This window comes from Chamaesiphon sp. OTE_75_metabat_556, from assembly GCF_031378165.1.
Classification (GTDB): Bacteria; Cyanobacteriota; Cyanobacteriia; order Cyanobacteriales; family Chamaesiphonaceae; genus Chamaesiphon.
This window is the reverse complement of sequence record NZ_JANNDR010000335.1, coordinates 1-18454: the sequence shown is the minus strand read 5'-3', so window position 1 is coordinate 18454 and position 18454 is coordinate 1. Positions and strand designations below refer to the sequence as shown.

At 44.8% G+C, this 18454-nt stretch carries 11 protein-coding genes; 9 read left to right on the top strand and 2 right to left on the bottom strand.

The window, feature by feature from the left end:
* Both RMO27_RS13305 and cysC read right to left on the bottom strand, forming a co-directional pair.
* The coding region (locus tag RMO27_RS13305; protein WP_309733234.1) for an FkbM family methyltransferase at nt 1–1959 on the bottom strand (1959 nt) is incomplete at its 3' end.
* An 86-nt stretch (nt 1960–2045) separates the two neighbouring features.
* Nucleotides 2046–2609, bottom strand: a complete 564-nt coding sequence (gene cysC / locus RMO27_RS13300; RefSeq protein ID WP_309733232.1) for an adenylyl-sulfate kinase — start codon at nt 2607–2609, stop codon at nt 2046–2048.
* 434 nt (nt 2610–3043) lie between these two features.
* Between cysC and RMO27_RS13295 the strand changes: the two genes are divergently transcribed.
* From RMO27_RS13295 to RMO27_RS13255, 9 genes are all read left to right on the top strand, one after another.
* Nucleotides 3044–4948 (top strand): patatin-like phospholipase family protein, encoded by a 1905-nt coding sequence (locus RMO27_RS13295; RefSeq protein ID WP_309733230.1) that lies wholly within the window; start codon nt 3044–3046, stop codon nt 4946–4948.
* Between the two features lie 87 nt (nt 4949–5035).
* Nucleotides 5036–9280, top strand: a complete 4245-nt coding sequence (locus RMO27_RS13290) for an amino acid adenylation domain-containing protein (RefSeq protein WP_309733228.1) — start codon at nt 5036–5038, stop codon at nt 9278–9280.
* Between the two features lie 3 nt (nt 9281–9283).
* Complete coding sequence (locus RMO27_RS13285; protein ID WP_309733226.1) at nt 9284–10066, top strand: class I SAM-dependent methyltransferase; 783 nt, start codon at nt 9284–9286, stop codon at nt 10064–10066.
* A gap of 16 nt (nt 10067–10082) precedes the next feature.
* Nucleotides 10083–10820 (top strand): SDR family oxidoreductase, encoded by a 738-nt coding sequence (locus tag RMO27_RS13280; protein WP_309733224.1) that lies wholly within the window; start codon nt 10083–10085, stop codon nt 10818–10820.
* A gap of 672 nt (nt 10821–11492) precedes the next feature.
* On the top strand, nt 11493–11891 hold the full coding sequence (locus RMO27_RS13275) for a hypothetical protein (protein ID WP_309733223.1): 399 nt from the start codon (nt 11493–11495) through the stop codon (nt 11889–11891).
* 313 nt (nt 11892–12204) lie between these two features.
* Nucleotides 12205–14334, top strand: coding sequence for an ATP-binding cassette domain-containing protein (locus tag RMO27_RS13270; RefSeq protein ID WP_309733222.1), 2130 nt, complete (start codon nt 12205–12207; stop codon nt 14332–14334).
* A 99-nt stretch (nt 14335–14433) separates the two neighbouring features.
* Nucleotides 14434–15600 carry a DUF6014 family protein gene (locus tag RMO27_RS13265; protein ID WP_309733219.1) on the top strand — a complete coding sequence of 389 codons (1167 nt, stop codon included), beginning with the start codon at nt 14434–14436 and terminating at the stop codon, nt 15598–15600.
* A 34-nt stretch (nt 15601–15634) separates the two neighbouring features.
* Nucleotides 15635–16726: a 3-isopropylmalate dehydrogenase gene (locus RMO27_RS13260; RefSeq protein ID WP_309733217.1), complete on the top strand. Its 1092-nt coding sequence runs from the start codon at nt 15635–15637 to the stop codon at nt 16724–16726.
* Nucleotides 16710–18419, top strand: coding sequence for an aconitase/3-isopropylmalate dehydratase large subunit family protein (locus RMO27_RS13255; RefSeq protein ID WP_309733215.1), 1710 nt, complete (start codon nt 16710–16712; stop codon nt 18417–18419). The genes RMO27_RS13260 and RMO27_RS13255 overlap by 17 nt, the downstream gene beginning before the upstream one ends.
* The last annotated feature ends 35 nt before the right edge of the window (nt 18420–18454 follow it).

Genomic DNA, 18454 nt, shown 5'->3' with positions numbered 1-18454 from the left:
CTGGCGGTACACATTCTGCTGATATAATTCAGTTCGCTGTCGATCCTCTTGAGTAACATAGAGTCGATCGAATGCCCAAACATGTTCTAAGAATTGAGGGATACGATCGCATTCTGCTGGAAGTTGCAGCGTCAAAACTTCTGGGCAATTTGCCCGGACTTCGGCACACTCAACTGGATTGTCATCAATAAAAATAAAGCTATCTAAACTCAGTTGCAATTCCGCAGCTAACACCTTGAGATTCACCGACTTAGGTTGCCAATTAATACACGAACTGACTAAATGTTCGCGAGTCAGTAACATGTCTTGATGTTCATCAAAAATCGCAAACACATCCTCTGGCTGATTCTTACTGCACAGACAAATCAACTTTCCGGCTTGCTGTTGAGCAATTATAAAAGCTTGCAACGCTCGATAAGGTGATGAGATGTTTACTCCGGCTATGCCATCTTCACCACAGACACCACTCCAGAGCGTATTGTCACAATCGAGTACAATTACCTTATAAGGAGCACTTTTTAAAGCACAGATCTTCCGTGCTAACATCGTGCCTAATCCACCAAAAAATTCTGGCGTATAGGGAATATGTCCAAATTCATCCCCATAAGCATCGTAGTAATTTTCGACTGGATAAACACTGGCTAACTCTGTACTTTTAACTAAGTACACTCCATTAATGCCATCAAGTTCAGTCGCTAAAAGTTCTTCCAGTTGCTGGTGACGCTCTCGATCGAATCCCCCATTACTAACACGAGGAGCAGGGGGGCAAATCGAGACTAAATGGAGATTTGCCGAGCGAGCTACCGCAGTTCTTAACGCACTCCCTAAGTCTCGAATATTCTGCTCAATTTGGGATGTACTGACTGTGACGAAGGAAGATTTGGGACTATTTTGTTGATGTGGACGAATTGCATAGATATTATATAGTCCCGAACCTTGAAGTAAAGATTCCTCATCAATCACAAATTCAAACCCTTTAGCTGTCAGCAATTCCATCACTGCTGCAATCGTGCTACCCTCTTGGTCATGCACTTCTATGACTATTTGTTTAATCAGTGCCCAGTGATGTTCTTTAATGCCCTGAATAATTGCTAATTCACTTTTCTCGGCATCGAGCTTCAGTAAATCGATGCGTTCGATCTGATATTCTTCAATAATTTCTGAAAGACTTCGCAATTGGGCTTGATAAATTTGGCGATCGAGTCGATCTTTTAGAAATTCATCAGCTAACGTCTCTAAAGTTTCTTCATCAAGAGTATCATCGCGACGCAATATGTTTAAGATAACCGATCGAATTGCTTTTTCATCTTGTTCTGTATCAGCAGCAAAACTTGAAAATACTGACGAGCGCGGATAGAAAGTAAAGGTAGCTTTTTGATTCTCTGCCCCTAACCCACAGTTAAATAGCTGGACATTCTGACAATAGAGTTTGGCATTAATTTCTAACTTTTCAAAGGCATGAGGTGCCGGCTCAAATGCATAAATTTTGCCCTGGGGACATTGTTGTTGGGCAAACAACGTAAACAACCCAATATTCGCCCCAACATCGATAATGCAATCATCCTCGTTGAAAACAATTCCGTGTCTTAAATAAACGCGATCGCCAAAAATCTCCTGGTACAAATACTCGGTTTCATATTGGTTTAGATGCGCAATTTCTAAGTGATTGGGTAAAGTGTGGCGTTCGCTATTGCCCAAAATATCCTCAACGCGATCAACTTTTAATGTTAACCGCTGATTGTTGCGCTCCCAATCTTCCAATCTCAGGAGAATCAGATTAATTCCATGTTGATTCTGGGCAAATAGACTGGTGGGATTGAGTAATTCTTGAAAAATCTGATTGTAAGGGGCAAACTCAATTCGATCGGTAATGCCTAATTGTTCGAGCCAGTATGATAGAAAATCCTCAACTAATTCACTCGTAAATGTAGCAGCGATCGCAATTTTCTGATGTACCATATTACTTTAGTATTTGTTGATCGGCATAAGTGGCAATCGATCTTCGACAAACCTGAGACGATGATAGCAATAGACGATCTCAGTTGCTAAGACGGTGTGGTGATTAGTGCAACTCGGCGATCGATATATCCTAATTCCGCCAATTTACTCAAAATTTTATCGACACTTTCGGCAATAGTCTCCCGATCTGTTTGACATTCCACGTCAGGAGCAAGCGGGCTTTCATACAAATCATCAATCCCTGTGAAGTGTTTAATTTCACCAGCTCTAGCTCTCTTATACAAACCCTTGACATCTCGCTGCTCGCAAACTGCCAATGAGGCATTGACGTACACTTCAATAAAATCACCAATTCGGGCTTTGACTTCGGCGCGAGCTGCTTGGTATGGTGAAATTGCCGCAACCAGTACGATTATATTGTTTCTAGTCAAAAGATGCGCGACAAAACCAATCCGCCGAATATTTTCGTCTCGATCCTCCTTGCTAAAAGTCAATCCTTTGCTTAAGTTCTGGCGCACCATATCACCGTCGAGTACCTCAACTTGATATGCTCTCGATCTCAGTTCTGCCTCCAGAAATTTACAGATTGTGCTTTTTCCAGCACCACTCAAACCAGTTAACCAGATTGTTGCACCCTGCTGTTTTTTCATGATATTATCCCTGCATTCATTTCGGTCTTTTATTCAGTAATCAAAGATTATTTTTTTAGATCTCCACAAAAAATTTAGATCCAAAATCTTGAGTAGTCATTTGACTGATACTCAGTAGTTAATTATACTTTTCAAGATTTCCGTCTTGAACAATGCTCTGATTTAAATCTGCTTAATGGTACAATAACACAAATCGACGGTATAGTAGTATCAACTCAATCGAGTGAGATAATCGTCCAGCAATTTGGCAAATTAAGGTATAACAGGAAATACAAAACTCTTAATATTTAAGCGAAAACCTTTACGGAAAAAGGAATGCACGCACTTCCAGTTCTCTCGATCTCCCAACTTTGCCCATTGCCGATCTAACAAAATTGCATTATCCAAGTTATATTCCGCTCTAGAGATTAATCTGACTTAGAGATTTAAATATTGTGACAAATCAAGTAAATACTCAGCCAGTCCTGACATTTGATGGTCGAGATGACTATATAGATTTTGGCAAAAATTATCTTGGTGGTGTCTTTGCAAAGGGGAGTTCCGCCTTTACAGTTTCAGGATGGGTGAATCCTCATCAACTCATAGACAAGTCAACTACGTATGGAACGCACAATGTTTTTTTCGCTCGATCGTCAGACCGATACAGTGATAATTTTGAATTCGGGATCGATCCAGAAGGAAAGCTCAATGTATATATTGATACAAATACTGATGATGTAATTCAAACCTTTGGGAATGGCGAATTAACCATCGGGCAATGGCACTTCTTTGCCATTATTTTTGATGTCGGTCAACTGCATATCTATCTGGATGAGCAGGAATATACGGGTGCTTTGACAGGTCAATCTTTAAATAAAGCAACGAGTCCACTCACTCTAGGGGCAACTTTACACAATCAGGTCTACTTCACGGGACAGTTGGCAAATATTAGCGTCTGGAATTACCCCTGTACCCAGACCGAAATTCAAGCACATCGCGCTAGTCCACTCGTCGGCACAGAGCCAGGATTAGTAGCCTACTGGAAGCTCAATGAAGGTCGAGGAACGATCGTCCAAGACTCCAGCGCACAGCCCTACAACGGCACTGTACATGGCAATCCACAATGGGTTTTGGCACCAGTGCCCTTTCCAATTTGGCAATCATCGGAGGAAGGCGAGACAGTTAGTGTTACACAGCTAGAGATCGCCGCAACCACTCAAATTAGCGCAGATCCAATCGTCGAGAATATTCACCAGCCAGCAGCAGTCCAAATAGCCGAACGACAGGAGCCGAACAACGCCATGAATACCGCATCTCAGCCTAAATATAAAATCCTGAGTATTGATGGCGGTGGGGTGCGAGGGATCGTCCCTGCCATGATTCTGGCTGAAATCGAACGGCGCACCCAAACACAGATTTTTAGTCTGTTCGATTTAATTGCTGGTAGTTCGAGTGGTGGCATTCTCGCACTCGGATTGACGAAACCGCGATTGGATGTACCGGAATCCAGTGCTCCCGTCGCTCAGTACAGTGCTGAAGAACTCATGCAAATCTACTTAGAGTATGGGGCGGAGATATTTTACGAGCCATTTTGGGAGCAAATCCTCGGACGAGTCGAGGATATATTTATGCAACCAAAATATGCTGCTGATGGGAGATCGGAAATTATCCACCAGTATTTTGGCGATACGCTGTTAGAACATAACCTCAAAGAAGTTCTGATTACGAGTTACGATCTCGATCGACGCATCCCGATCTTCTTTACTAACAAACCGGAAAAACAACAGCTAGAATCGAAAAAGTTTCGCAAGTTATGTCGAGGTTTTTCACTAGCTGATGCAGCATTAGCCACTAGTGCCACTCCGACTTATTTCTCCCCACATCGCTTTGTTAATGCCGATGTCAACCAATCCTACACATTAATTGATGGCGGCTTAGTCGCTAATAATCCGGCTAATTTAGCAATTTTAGAAGCCCAAATTAGTAGCCGAGCACAGCAACAAGTTCTCAATCTCGAAGATATCTTGTTAGTGTCTTTTGGCTGTGGTGCCCTCACGAGTGTCTATCCTTATCAAGAAGTGCAAAAATGGGGACAATTACAATGGACAAAACCGCTACTAAATATCGCGATCGATGGTGGGAGTGAAGTAGTAGCTGGAGAACTAGAACGGTTATTTGATGCTATTCGTCAGGACGATCGAACTAATTATTATCGGTTTCAAACATCTTTAACCAGCGAACTCGAAGCGATCGATAGTACTAAGCCAAGTCAGCTCCGGCAGTTGCAAGCTTTAGCAAATGTGATGATTCGAGAAAAAAGTCGGGAAATTGATGAATTATGTGCTTTGTTAACTAGCTAAATTGGCAGGCGATCGAATGGGTTAACCCAGCAGATAAGTCGAAGCTCTAGACACGATCGAACATCAATTTTCGGAGATAATCACCAGGTGAAAACATTAGAATTCTTGGGGTACTTAAATAGCTTAGATATCAAGCTTTGGCTGGCGGAAGACAAGCTCCGTTATCAAGCTCCCAAGGGAGCGATGACTCCAGAAATCAAGCAAGAAATCGGGACGAGAAAGCCTGACATCATCGCCTTATTAGCCGGAGCAAAAGTTGCTACTAATTCGCTGGAACTAGTCATTTCGCCCGCCGCCCGCACAGCAGATTTACCGCTTTCTTTTGCCCAACAACGACTCTGGTTTGTCAACCAAATCTCGCCAGATAGTCCGGCGTATAATCTGCTGGAGGCACTGCGATTGGACGGTTCTCCCAATCTAGTGGCATTGGAGCAGAGCCTGAGCGAACTGCTGCGCCGTCATGAGATTTTAAGAACTACTTTTCCCATCGTCGATGGACGACCAATTCAACTAATTGTACCGCCTACTTCTGTAACTTTACCCATCCATAACTTCCAGGATTTAACGATTGAAGTGCAAACTGATCGGCTGCGACAAATGGCGATCGCCCAAGCAGCTCAACCCTTCGATCTAGCTGTCGGTCCATTAATTCAATTCACCATGCTCAAACTGAGCGATCGCCAGTATGTGTTGCTATTAAAGATGCATCATATTATTTATGATGGCTGGTCTTTGAGCATCTTTTTCCGGGAATTATCTCAACTATATGCCGCTTTTGCTCAAGGTTTGCCTTCGCCGCTGACGGAATTACCGATTCAGTATGCCGACTTTGCCGTCTGGCAGCGGCAATGGCTCACAGGTGTAGTGCTCGATCGACAACTCAATTACTGGCAGCAACAGTTAGCGGGAGTCCCGCCCACGCTCGAATTACCGACAGATCGACCGCGTAGCCCCATTCAGACCTTCGCAGGTGGGGCTGAATGCTTTCAACTCGATCTCGATCTGACGCACCGCCTCAAGCAGTTAAGCCAAGACTCAGCGGCAACTCTATTCATGACGCTGCTGGCCGCTTTTTTGGTTTTAATTTCACGGTACACTGGTCAGACGGATATAGTTGTGGGGACACCGATCGCCAATCGCAACAATGCCGCGATCGAACAGCTCATGGGATTTTTTGCCAATACCCTAGCCTTAAGGGGCAATCTGGCTGGCAACCCTAGCTTTCGAGACTTGCTGGCGCAAGTGCGACAAACTACCTTGTCCGCCTACGCTCACCAAGATTTGCCCTTTGAGATGTTGGTCGAAAAGTTACAACCAGACCGAGATTTGAGTCGAAATCCCCTGGTGCAAGTGATGTTTTCGCTCCAGAATGCCCCCCAATCAGCGGCTGATTTGTCAGGGTTAACGATTCAGAGTCTGCCGCTCCCACTCGACATCACCGTCAGATTCGACCTAGAAGTCAACTACTGGGAAACTGCCGCTGGCTTAGAAGGCGTGTGGGCATATAATACCGATCTGTTCGAGCCAACCACCATTAAGCGCATCGGCGCACATTTTCACACGCTAGTCAACGCAATTGTGGCAAATCCAGAACTGCCAATTGCGAAATTACCACTACTCAGCCCTGCCCAGTTTCATCAATTAGCGATCGAGTGGAACGATACTCAAACAAACTATCCTGACGATAAATGCATCCATCAGTTATTTGAAGAGCAGGTAGAACGCAGCCCAGCAGCAGTAGCGGTCATATTTGAGAGTCAACAACTGACTTACCAGGAGTTGAATACGCGTGCCAATCAGTTAGCGCACCACTTAATTTCCTTAGATGTCGGTGCCGATGTGCTAGTCGGGATTTGTGTAGAAAGATCGATCGACACGATCGTCGGACTATTAGGGATTCTTAAAGCCGGTGGAGCCTATGTCCCACTCGATCCAGAGTATCCCGCCGAACGTTTACAATTCATGCTCGATGATGCGCGCATATCCGTACTGCTGACGCAACAACGACTCATTCACAAACTGCCCGCAGATCGAGCGCAGCTTATTTGTTTAGATACTGACTGGCAATCGATCGCGCGATCGATTCCGACCAATCCGCTCGCTAAGGTCGGGGCTACTAATTTAGCTTATGCGATCTATACCTCTGGTTCGACAGGTCAACCCAAAGGGGTGGAAATTACGCACCGTGGTGTCAATCGGTTGGTGATGGGCGTAGACTACGTTCGGCTAGATGCCAGCCAAAGATTGCTCCAACTAGCCCCAATTGCGTTTGATGCTGCCACCTTCGAGATTTGGGGAGCTTTATTACATGGTGCCAGATGCATTCTGTTTCCCGGCACGATGCCCACAGCGAAAACGCTGAGTGATGAAATCCACAAACATGGGATTACCACTCTCTGGCTGACGGCGGCTTTATTTAACTCGATCGTCGATAATGACTCACAAGCATTATCAGGAATTCAACAGCTCCTGATTGGTGGCGAAGCACTCTCAGTCGCTCACGTTCGCAGAGCTTTACACAGCCTGCCATCTACCCAAATTATTAACGGTTATGGCCCAACTGAAAGCACCACTTTTGCTTGTTGTTACCCGATCCCGCACCAACTGAAGCCAGAGATCGCCTCAATTCCGATTGGTCGTCCGATCGCCAATACCCAGGTCTATATCTTAGACCGCTATCTACAACCAGTGGCGGTGGGGATGCCAGGAGAATTGCATATTGGTGGTGACGGATTGGCACGCGGCTATCTCAATCGAGCCGAATTAACCCAACAGCAATTTATTCCCAATCCGGTTAGTAGCAATCCAAATTCCCGCCTCTACAAAACTGGAGACTTAGCTCGCTATCTACCTGATGGCAATATCGAATACTTAGGACGTATCGACAATCAAGTCAAAATTCGCGGCTTTCGGATCGAATTAGGCGAAATTGAAGCCGTACTCAGCCAACATCCCGATGTCCAAACCGCTTGTGTAATTGCCCGCGAGGATATCCCCGGCGAGAAGCAGTTAGTCGCCTATTTCGTGCCCCAGTCAGGAACAACACCTACCGCCACAGGAATCCGGCAGTTTCTGGTCGATAAACTGCCGGGATACATGGTGCCCAAGGCTTTTTCAATCCTCCCATCCTTGCCACTAACTCCAAATGGCAAAGTAGATCGCCGCGCTTTAACAGCCCCTACTTACAACCTCGATGCGAATACATTCGTCGAACCTCGCAACCAATTAGAATTGCAACTAGTCCAAATCTGGTCGCATATTCTGAAGGTTGACAAAGTGGGCGTAACCGACAACTTTTTCGATCTGGGCGGACATTCCTTGTTAGCTCCCTACTTAATGGCTGAAATTAAACAGCAATTTACTAAAGATCTACCGATTGTGGCTCTGTTCCAAAATCCAACCATCGAACAATTAGCAATAATTCTCCAGCAAGACTCAAGTTATGCTAGTTCATCTTGTTTTGTGCCAATTCAGCCTCACGGTTCCAAACTACCGTTCTTCTGTCTCCCAGGTGCTGGGGGCAGACCTTTTTACTTCTATCATTTAGGGCGTTATTTAGGCGCAGAACAACCCTTATATAGCTTTCAAAACGATCCCGGCGGTGACTTGCCGCCTGTCACCTGCATTGAAGATATGGCTCGGAATTACATTCAAGCAATGCAAACAGTTCAGCCCCAAGGCCCTTATTATTTGGGCGGACATTCTTATGGCGGTAATATCGCCTTTGAGATGGCACAGCAACTAGTGCAACAGGGGCAAGTGGTGGCACTACTGGTCGTAATTGATGCCTCGGCAACAACTTATCAAGATAAACAATTATTGGTTGATTATCTGGATTGGGATGATGCCATGTGGCTGAAAGAGGTCAGCAAAGGCATGGAAGTTTATCTAGAAAAGAATCTGGATATTTCCTATAATACGCTCCAATCTTTGCCGATCGAGGCACAAATGCAATCCGTTTTAACGTATTTCAAAACTGTGAATATTCTGCCTCCTGATGCTGATATTACGCAAATTAACAAGATGGTGCAAGTTTATAAAGCCAACACGCTATCGCTAGTTGATTATGTCGCCAACCAGATTTATCCAGCTAAAATTACCCTGATCCGTGCGAACGAACAGCTACCAGCAGATCCAAATAGTGACTTAGTTGCGCGGCAGCCCGCAGATTCAGATCTGGGCTGGGGCGAGTTTTCGACCGAACCAGTAGAGATTCAGTTCGTCCTCGGCAACCATGTCACAATTATGGCAGAACCCCACGTTCAGGTGTTAGCCGCAACCTTGACAGATTGCCTCCAGCGATCGCGAGCAAACATCAATCGTGGTACTTAAAAGATGGATAAACATCAATTTATTGATATATTTGACAGTTTAATTTTCAACCCGACAACTAGAAAATATTACGGTCAACAGGAATTTTTCAATGTTGGCTATTGGGACTCGGATACTCACACCCAAGCGGAAGCCAGTCTGAATTTGATGCAAAAACTTTTAGACTTGATTCCCGACAAGCAGGGCAAGATCCTTGATGTTGGCTGCGGTTTGGGTGCAACCACCAGTTATCTGCTTAAATATTACGCACCGGCGGATGTGGTGGGTATTAATATCTCTCCTGAGCAAATTGCTAGAAGTATGATTAATGCACCGGGCTGTGAGTTGATGTGCATGGATGCAGTCGAGATGACATTTGCAGATTGTCAATTCGATCGTATTATCTGCGTGGAGGCAGCCTTTTACTTTGATACTAGAGCAAAATTCCTCAAAGAGGCCGCACGGGTCTTAAAACCAGGTGGCCGAATAATCCTGGCCGACCTGATTTTTGAAACAACGCAATATTTTGGCGATTTGATTGTTGCTGAAAATATTATTCGCGACCAAGATATCGAAACGTATAAAAGTCTGTATCACCAAGCCGGATTTGCTCAAGTAAACTGCATTGAGACCACCGAGGCGTGCTGGAAAACACACTATCGAGATCTCAAATCCTCGATCGAAGCGGAATTGCAAACCGGACAAATCGATCGAGCCACCTACGAGCTAAATGTCGGTGCTATCGATGCCTTACTAGCTAGTTCGTCGATCGACTATGTGTTGGTTTCAGCTCAAAAATCACTTTAATCGATCGGTCAAAATTATGTTTAACTCGCTATCAGGGCAAAAAGTAGTAGTAATCGGCACCAGCTCAGGTCTGGATCTGGCAATCGCCCAGCAACTAGTCGCAGTAGGCGCAAAAGTTGTACTGACTCACTCAGATCCCGCAAAATTGCCGCAGGCGATCGAGTCACTCGCTGGCGAGATTGAGTCCCAAACCGTCGATATTGGGGATGAGGATTCAGTCCATACTTGTTTTGAACAGATCGGCAAGTTCGACCATTTGGTCGTCACCTCAATGGGCGATCGCAACCTGCCCCGATCGCTCCTAGCAGAGATGACCACCGCAACGGCTCAAGGTGCAATGTCAAAATTCTGGAGTACGTTCTTTGCTGTCCGCGCTGCACTCAACGGGATCGCCCCTAATGGCTCGATTACCCTCATCTCCAGTGTCTCGATTTTCAAATCCTCAAAACTAGGGGGGATTTCGGCCATCGCCGCTGCCAATGCGGCGGTTGCTGTGTTTGGTCGATCGCTGGCGTTAGAGATTGCGCCAATTCGAGTCAATGTCATTGCGGCTGGATTGCTGGCAGATACTAGCATCTGGAGCAATCAAACTGAGTCCGAACGATCGGATCTGACCAAGTGGGCACAGAGTGCCCTCCCCGTCCAACATCTCGGGCAACCAGCCGAACTAGCGCAAGCAGTATTAGGTTTGATGACCAATCCCTATCTCACTGGGGTGATTTTGCCTGTAGATGGTGGCGTAACACTGATCTAAACAGATCCCTGCGGTTAACCAGTTGAGTGTGTGAACTACCTGACTCTCATCCTACGGATAGAGCACGGGACTTCCCGCCTGTCCGTTAAACCGCCAAGTCCGCAATCGAAACTTGCGTGCTGATTAAACTCCGATTTTGATATAAAGATGTCCAATTTCAATTTTCCGAATCGGATAGTCCCGTTGCTGGAACTTCAATTAGTCCGATCTCAAACAGGAAGTTGAAAATCTTTTGCATTTTTCTCACTCGATATTAATCATCAAATCAAATGTACTATTTTATGAAATTTTACGCTCGACAAGGAATTTATTAGCATCAGCCTAATGTTTTAGAAAGTCGGGAAGTTAGTATAACAAACCACATGATGAGGATCGAGCATACTTAATTTTGAAACAAATCTTTAATTATTTGCTCGAATATTTGTAATGCCAGAAATACTTGAAGTTTAATCAGCGAAAGGTTTCTGTCGCATAAATTGTTTTACTATCTAGTTACATCTAGTGAGTTATTAGTAAAAAATCGGTTATTATGATCTTATGTAGATATTAAACGCAAGATTCGGATATCTCAATTAGAACTTAGACAATCGAAAGCTCTCTACTTGAGGAAAAGCGAAATCAATCTCCTTACTCGATCGAATTGCAACCAACAAGTATCAGGATTTTAGACTAATGACATTAGATCAAATTGCCACAAAACTAGCTGGACTGGGTCTTCCTGGCATCATTCTCGTAATTCTAGCAGTCTCATCGGCAGGTAGTAATGTTGCGATTGTTGCCGCGCTTACAGCGATGGGTGGACCTTTTGGTATTTTGGGTGGGATTGGTTTACTGGGGCTGATAACGGTTGCCGGCGATGCTGTTTCCAGCTATGGGATCGAAGCTATCCTCAAGGCTATTTATACAGAACGCAGCAAAAAAGAATCGGTGCGATTGCTCCTCAAAGAAATTAAAGATTTACCCATTTCTGATGAACTAAAACTCAAGTTGACAAATCAACTTAGTCCAGAGGTTAGTACTGGCAGTGAAGCATCTGGACAACCAAGAACAGTTGAAATTGTGGAAGAATAATTTAGTTTTGGACTGAAGTAACTGTTCGGGGTAATGAGAAAATGCGGTGTTCGAGCGATAGCGCGACATGCTTTTGTCGCGGTCGGGTATTTTTTTTAGCGCAGTGATGCTTCAAACCCATTGACGTCTTATCCTCCTCGAACAGACGCGTGCTTAAGACGAGTCAAAATGATTGCTGACTGGACGAAAGTTAAACTATCATCAGCGATTGAGCCAATTAGATAAGGCTCAAAAGTATTTTTAAATGTGGATTTTAGCAAAACGATCGAATATCGTTTGCAAAGTTAAAAACATTTTAGTTTATTCCTAAAATATGCAAACCCAAGTTGTTCCAGCTTCAGTTACAAGGGATACTTTTGCAGATTTTGCTCGATTTTGGACAAGTGTCAAAGCGATCGCCGAGCCTTATTGGTATCCCACCAAGTCAAGTGACAGAGTATTTCCCGCCGTGATTCGTTCGTGGGGGATGCTGTTGCTACTGATAGTACTAATAATTGCGCTGGTGGGGACGACGGCTTTCAATAGTTTTATTAGTCGCGATCTGGTCGATACGCTCATTCAAGAAAAAGATTATGATAAGTTTGTTAAAACCTTGTCAATCAACATTATTGGATTGATATTAGTAACAATTATCTTAGGATTTTCTAAATTTGTTAGAAAACAAATTGCTCTTGATTGGTATGAATGGTTGAACAATCATATCTTAGATAAATATTTGAGCGATCGAGCATATTATAAAATCAACTTCAAAGCAGATATTGACAATCCAGATCAACGGTTATCGCAAGAAATCGAACCCGTTACCACTAATGCTCTGAATTTTTCAGCTACTTTCCTAGAGAAAATCTTGGAAATGACAACTTTTGCGATCATTATTTGGTCTATTTCCCAACAAATTGGCGCGATTCTGATTATTTACACGCTCTTAGGCAATTTTATTGCTGTTTACCTAAATCAGGAATTAGCTAAAATCAAAGAAAAGGAGCTTGACTTCAAAGCTGATTATAATTACTCCTTAATCCATGTTCGTAATCATGCTGAATCGATTGCCTTTTTCCAGGGAGAAAAACAAGAGTCTAGGATGATTAAACGAAGATTTAGTCATCTTCTGGCAAACATCGATCGCAAAATAAGTTGGGAAAGAAGTAAAGATTTTTTCACCAGAGGGTATCAAGCTATTATTGAAGTTTTTCCGTTTTTAGTCCTCGCACCTTTATATATTGCCGATGAAATTGATTTTGGGCAACTCGGACAAGCCGCTCTTGCTTGTAATATGTTTGCGCTGGCTTTGGGAACGTTGATTAGTGAATTTGGAACTGCTGGACAATTTTCTAGTTATGTCGATCGGTTAGCTGAGTTTGCGGATGCATTAGAAACAGTCACCCAGCAGCCCGAAAATGTGAGCACCATTAAAACGATCGAAGAAAATCGGTTGGCGTTTGAAGATGTCACCTTACAAACACCCAACTATGAGCGGACAATCGTTGAAAATTTATCAATTTCAGTCCAACCGGGCGCAGGTTTATTAATCGTCGGACCGAGCGGTCGCGGCAAAAGTTCGCTACTCAGAGCGATTGCGGGCTTGTGGACTGCTGGTAGTGGTCGGTTGGTCAGGCCGCCCCTAGCTGAAGTCCTGTTCTTGCCCCAGCGGCCTTATCTGATCTTAGGCACTTTACGCGAACAGTTACTGTATCCCAATACCAATCGCCCCATCAGCGATGCTGAACTGCAATCAATTTTACACCAAGTCAACCTGGGAAATTTACTCGATCGAATTGCCGGATTCGATACGGAAGTGCCATGGGAGAACATCTTATCCCTGGGAGAACAACAACGGCTCGCATTTGCAAGGTTGTTAGTTACTCATCCTCGGTTCACGATCTTAGATGAAGCAACTAGTGCTTTAGATTTAACAAACGAGGCTCATTTGTATCAGAAATTGCAAGATACCCACACCACATTTATTAGCGTCGGACATCGAGAAAGTTTATTTAATTATCATCACTGGGTATTGGAACTTACCGGAGATTCCAGTTGGCAACTGGTGACTGTCGCCGATTATCGACAGCAAAAAAACCGAGCAGTTGTTACTAATTCTCCTAAAAATACCCAGATCGCTATCGATGATGTTCCTAATCGAGCAGATCCACTACCACCAGTAACAGGTGGAGCGGAAGTAGTAGTTACGAATTTCCCTGAAAATACGCAGATCGCCATTGATGATGTTCCCGATCGAGATCCACTACCACCAGTAACAGGTAGAGCAGAAGAAGAAGAAGTTTCAATCGAGGGACTTTCTCATAAAGAAATGCAAGCATTAACAGACTATTCACTTAGCAATGTTAGAAGCAAAGCCAGCCTCGGCAAGTCGATCGTCGGTAGGGATGGCTTTACTTATAACTACAACAAAAATTCCCAGGTATTGAAATGGGTCAGAATTTAGCTGTTACTCAAATTGAACAAAAAATATCACAAGATTAACCGATTTAAAACTTTCAGATTATTAAAATATTAAACTTCACATCTAGTTTTTAGGTATAAAATGTCATTTTTATTGATAGATGAACACAAATTAGCCAAGCAAGTAATTCAAAATATCGAGCAAAATGAAATTGCTATTGCTGTGGCAAACCTGCGTCAACAGGCGAAAACATCTGACGATCTGCCACCCGCTTGGCTGCTACATACCGCAGATGCTTTAGAAAATAATGACTGGAGTATTCTGTCTGAAGGCTTTATCAATCTGGATTTTATTGGTAAAAATGGATATTTCTCGATCGTCGCACCTTATCGAATCAATCGACAAGGTCAAGGTCATGTGGCTTTAAGTGCAATTTACGGAAAAATGCACGGAAATCAAGAGCCATCGATCGATCAATTAGAGCATCTGAGCCGTGAAAATTTTGGAACGCTAGGTCAACCAATTTCTCGAAATCTGTCTTTTACCGAGATTGCTAGTTGCGGTAATGTCAGCGGTGAAAATGGCGAAGCCTTCATCGTGCCGAATGGCTGGCTATTTCCGAATAGTATTTGTGGTCCAGCCCTAAACAATGCGAGCCAGCAGCAACGACGTTTTTTAGGTTCCAGCCGCGAATGCATCCAAGCAATATTTGAACCAACAACAGCCAACTTACTGTTAGATCCCTTAGAAGACGACATTAATAGCGATCGCTATCGCCATATAGACACCCAAGTTCATGAAGCAGGCCACGCCAGTGGTTTAGGATTTAACTTGAAGATCGAGCAGAACCTGTTTCAAAACTATACCTATGCTGGAATTGAGGAATGGCGAGCTGATAGCCTCGGATTTGAGTTTGCTGCGAGCATTTTGCCTGCCCAAGAAGCGGGGAAGTTGATAGCTGTCAATTTTTGTATTCGGTTTGGTTTAGATGCACATCGGTTAGGTGGGATGGAAGATGTGGATGTCTATGCGAGTCTGATTAGTTTAGAACATCTTTTTCAAAATGAGGCCATTTATGTTACCAAAAATGGGCAATTGGCCTTGCATAATTTGAGTTATCCAGGCTTACTCCAAGCGGTGGAACTCCATCGCACCCAAGCACTAACACTGACCCGTAAAGAGCTAAAGCTCAAACATTTGGCCGGATTTTTCTATCTTTATCAAATAGATATTCACCCATCAACACAATCAATTTTTCAGGGGCTAATTATCGATCGCTGCCAAGGAATTTGGTCGCAATTACAATAACGCAACACCATATCGTCATAGGAAAGATCGCAATATGAAGTCTTCACGTAACCGATCGTATCGGATCGTCGCTATCCCTGGTGAAGGGATTGGGCCAGAAGTTGTGCAAGCTGCTTTAATTATGCTACAAAAGGTCGCGGCACTCGAAGGATTTACTTTGCAGATCGACTATGGTTTGCTGGGCGCACCTGCGTTGGCACAATCTGGTAGTTACTTCCCGCCAGCGACGGCGCAACTATGCGATGGTGCTGATGGAATTGTGTTTGGTGCCGTTAGCCAAGGGGGACTACTCGAACTCCGCAAACACTTCGACTTGTTTTGCAATCTGCGCCCAATTCGGATGGTTGACAGTCTGGTGGCTAAATCTAGCCTGCGACCAGAAAAAGTTCGCGGACTCGATCTTTTGATTGTGCGAGAACTAGTCAGTGGTATTTATTTTGGTTCATCTGGGCGTGCCACAGATGAACAAGGGGATTATGGCTACCATACCATGCGTTATGGCGATCGAGAGATTCAGCGGATCGCTCGATCGGCTTTACAGCAAGCCCAACAGCGGCGAGGATTACTCACTGTCGCTCACAAAGAAAACGCCTTACCGCATTTACCCTGGACTCGGTTAGTGCAAGCAGAAGCCACCGATTTTCCTGGCGTTGTCGTCGAACCAATGCTGGTGGATAACTTAGCCATGCAAATGGTAATTAATCCCCTGCGGTTTGATGTGATTTTGGCGGGAAATCTGTTTGGCGATATTCTCAGCGATATTGGTGGTGGCTTAGTTGGTTCGATCGGTTTACTCGGATCTGCCAGTCTCAACGCGGATGGATTTGGCTTGTATGAAGCGATTCATGGCACAGCTCCAGACATCGCTGGTCGGGGTATTGCTAATCCCCTCGGCACTCTGGGAGCCTGTGTTTTGATGCTTCAGCAATGGGGGGAAGAGCAGGCCGCACAACGGATCGTCAGCGCACAAGCGCGAGTTTTAGCTCAGGGATATCGAACCGCTGATTTATCACCCCAAGCCAACGAGATTTTGGTCAACACTCAAACTTTAGTTGACCTATTACTGGCAGAACTGACCACTGAACAATATTCTGAATTAGGAGTGCTGCATGAGTCACGCAAATAACGTTTTAAATCTAGGTGATGACATCAATACCGATGATATTATGCCTGCCAATCGGGCGACGATCGACGATCTCGATCGATTAAAACAGTATGCTTTAGAACATGTAATTGGGGTCGGGGAACTACTCCAATATCAGGAGATCGAGGCCGGAGCAAATTTCGGGTGTGGTTCCAGTCGAGAAATTGCCCCGATTATCCTCCAAGCTGCGGGCATTAAGAAAATTCGGGCGCGATCGTTTGCGGAAATTTTTTATCGCAATAGCATCAATATTGGACTATCCCTAGAAATTGTCGGCGAAAAACAGGAAAATCCCGTCGTTGAGGCCATCTCTGCGGCTGGGGGACTGATGTCTTTTAATCAGCTCCGCCGTCAGGGTAAAGTGACGATTCCGGCCAGTAAAACGGCCAGTCGCCCGATGACTTTAGTCGAAAAACTGTTAGCTAAAGCTTCTGGTAATGCTTACGTCCAGCCCGGCGAAGTGGTGTTTGCCGTTGTCGATTTAGCTTTATCTCATGACGCGGTAGCCGGGGCTGTCGCCAAGACCTTTTATCAGCACTATGGAGCAGATGCAAAATTGTGGGACTCCCAACGGGTCGTATTAGTAGCCGATCACTTTATCCAAGTTGGTGACATCCGGATCGATCTCCAAGCTAGTGTCATGCATCAACAGATGGTTGAGTTTGCTAAAGTTCAAGGCTGCCACTTATTTGATGTGGTTTCCCCTGGTGAAGCAGCGGGGATTTGTCATGTGCTCCTGCCGGAAAAAGGCTTTGTCCGACCAGGGATGGTGATTGCTGGTACAGATTCCCATACCTGCACCTATGGCGCATTGGGAGCCTTTTCGACTGGGGTCGGTACCACCGATATGGCGAATATTTATGCGACCGGAGATATGTGGATTCGGGTGCCCCCAACTCTCGTCTTCGAGCTGTCTGGAACTCTACCGCAACACATTAGTGCCAAAGATATCATCCTATTTATCCTGGGGCAAATCGGCTGTGCTGGGGCGACTAGTAAGGTGATGGAATTTCGCGGGTCGATCCTCACCCAATTACCATTTGACGAACGGTTGACTTTAGCGAATATGGCCGTTGAATGTGGGGCGATCTGCGGTGCGATTGTGCCGGATGACGTGACTCGCGAGTACGTGCGCAGCCGTAGTACACAAGCATTTACAGAGGTTATCGGCGATGCTGATGCTGAGTACGAAAGAATTTATCAATTCGATCTCAGTGATTTGGAACCGCAAGTTGCACGCCCCCCGAAACCAGATCGGGTAGTAGCGATTAGTCAATTAGAAGATGTGCCGATTACCAAAGCCTTTATTGGCTCGTGTACGGGCGGTAAACTCTACGATCTGGCGCAGGCTGCGGCAGTTTTAAAAGGTCGCCATTTGGCCGCAGGTGTGAGCTTGTTTATCGTACCTGCCTCTGTGGAAATTCGGGAAAAAGCCCAATCGTTAGGCTATCTGGATATTTTTGAACGAGCTGGGGCACAGATGCTCAAGTCCGGTTGTGGGGCTTGTATCAATTCCGGACTGGGGGTTTTGGACAAAGAAGAAACCGGAGTTTATGCCACCAATCGCAATTTTAAAGGACGCAGCGGCGATCCCACTGGCAAAAACTATTTAGCATCGCCCCGAACTGTGGCGATCTCCGCCATCAATGGGAAAATTAGCGATCGACTCGATTGAAAATCTGACTATGGAACCCATTTGAGATCTTCTGT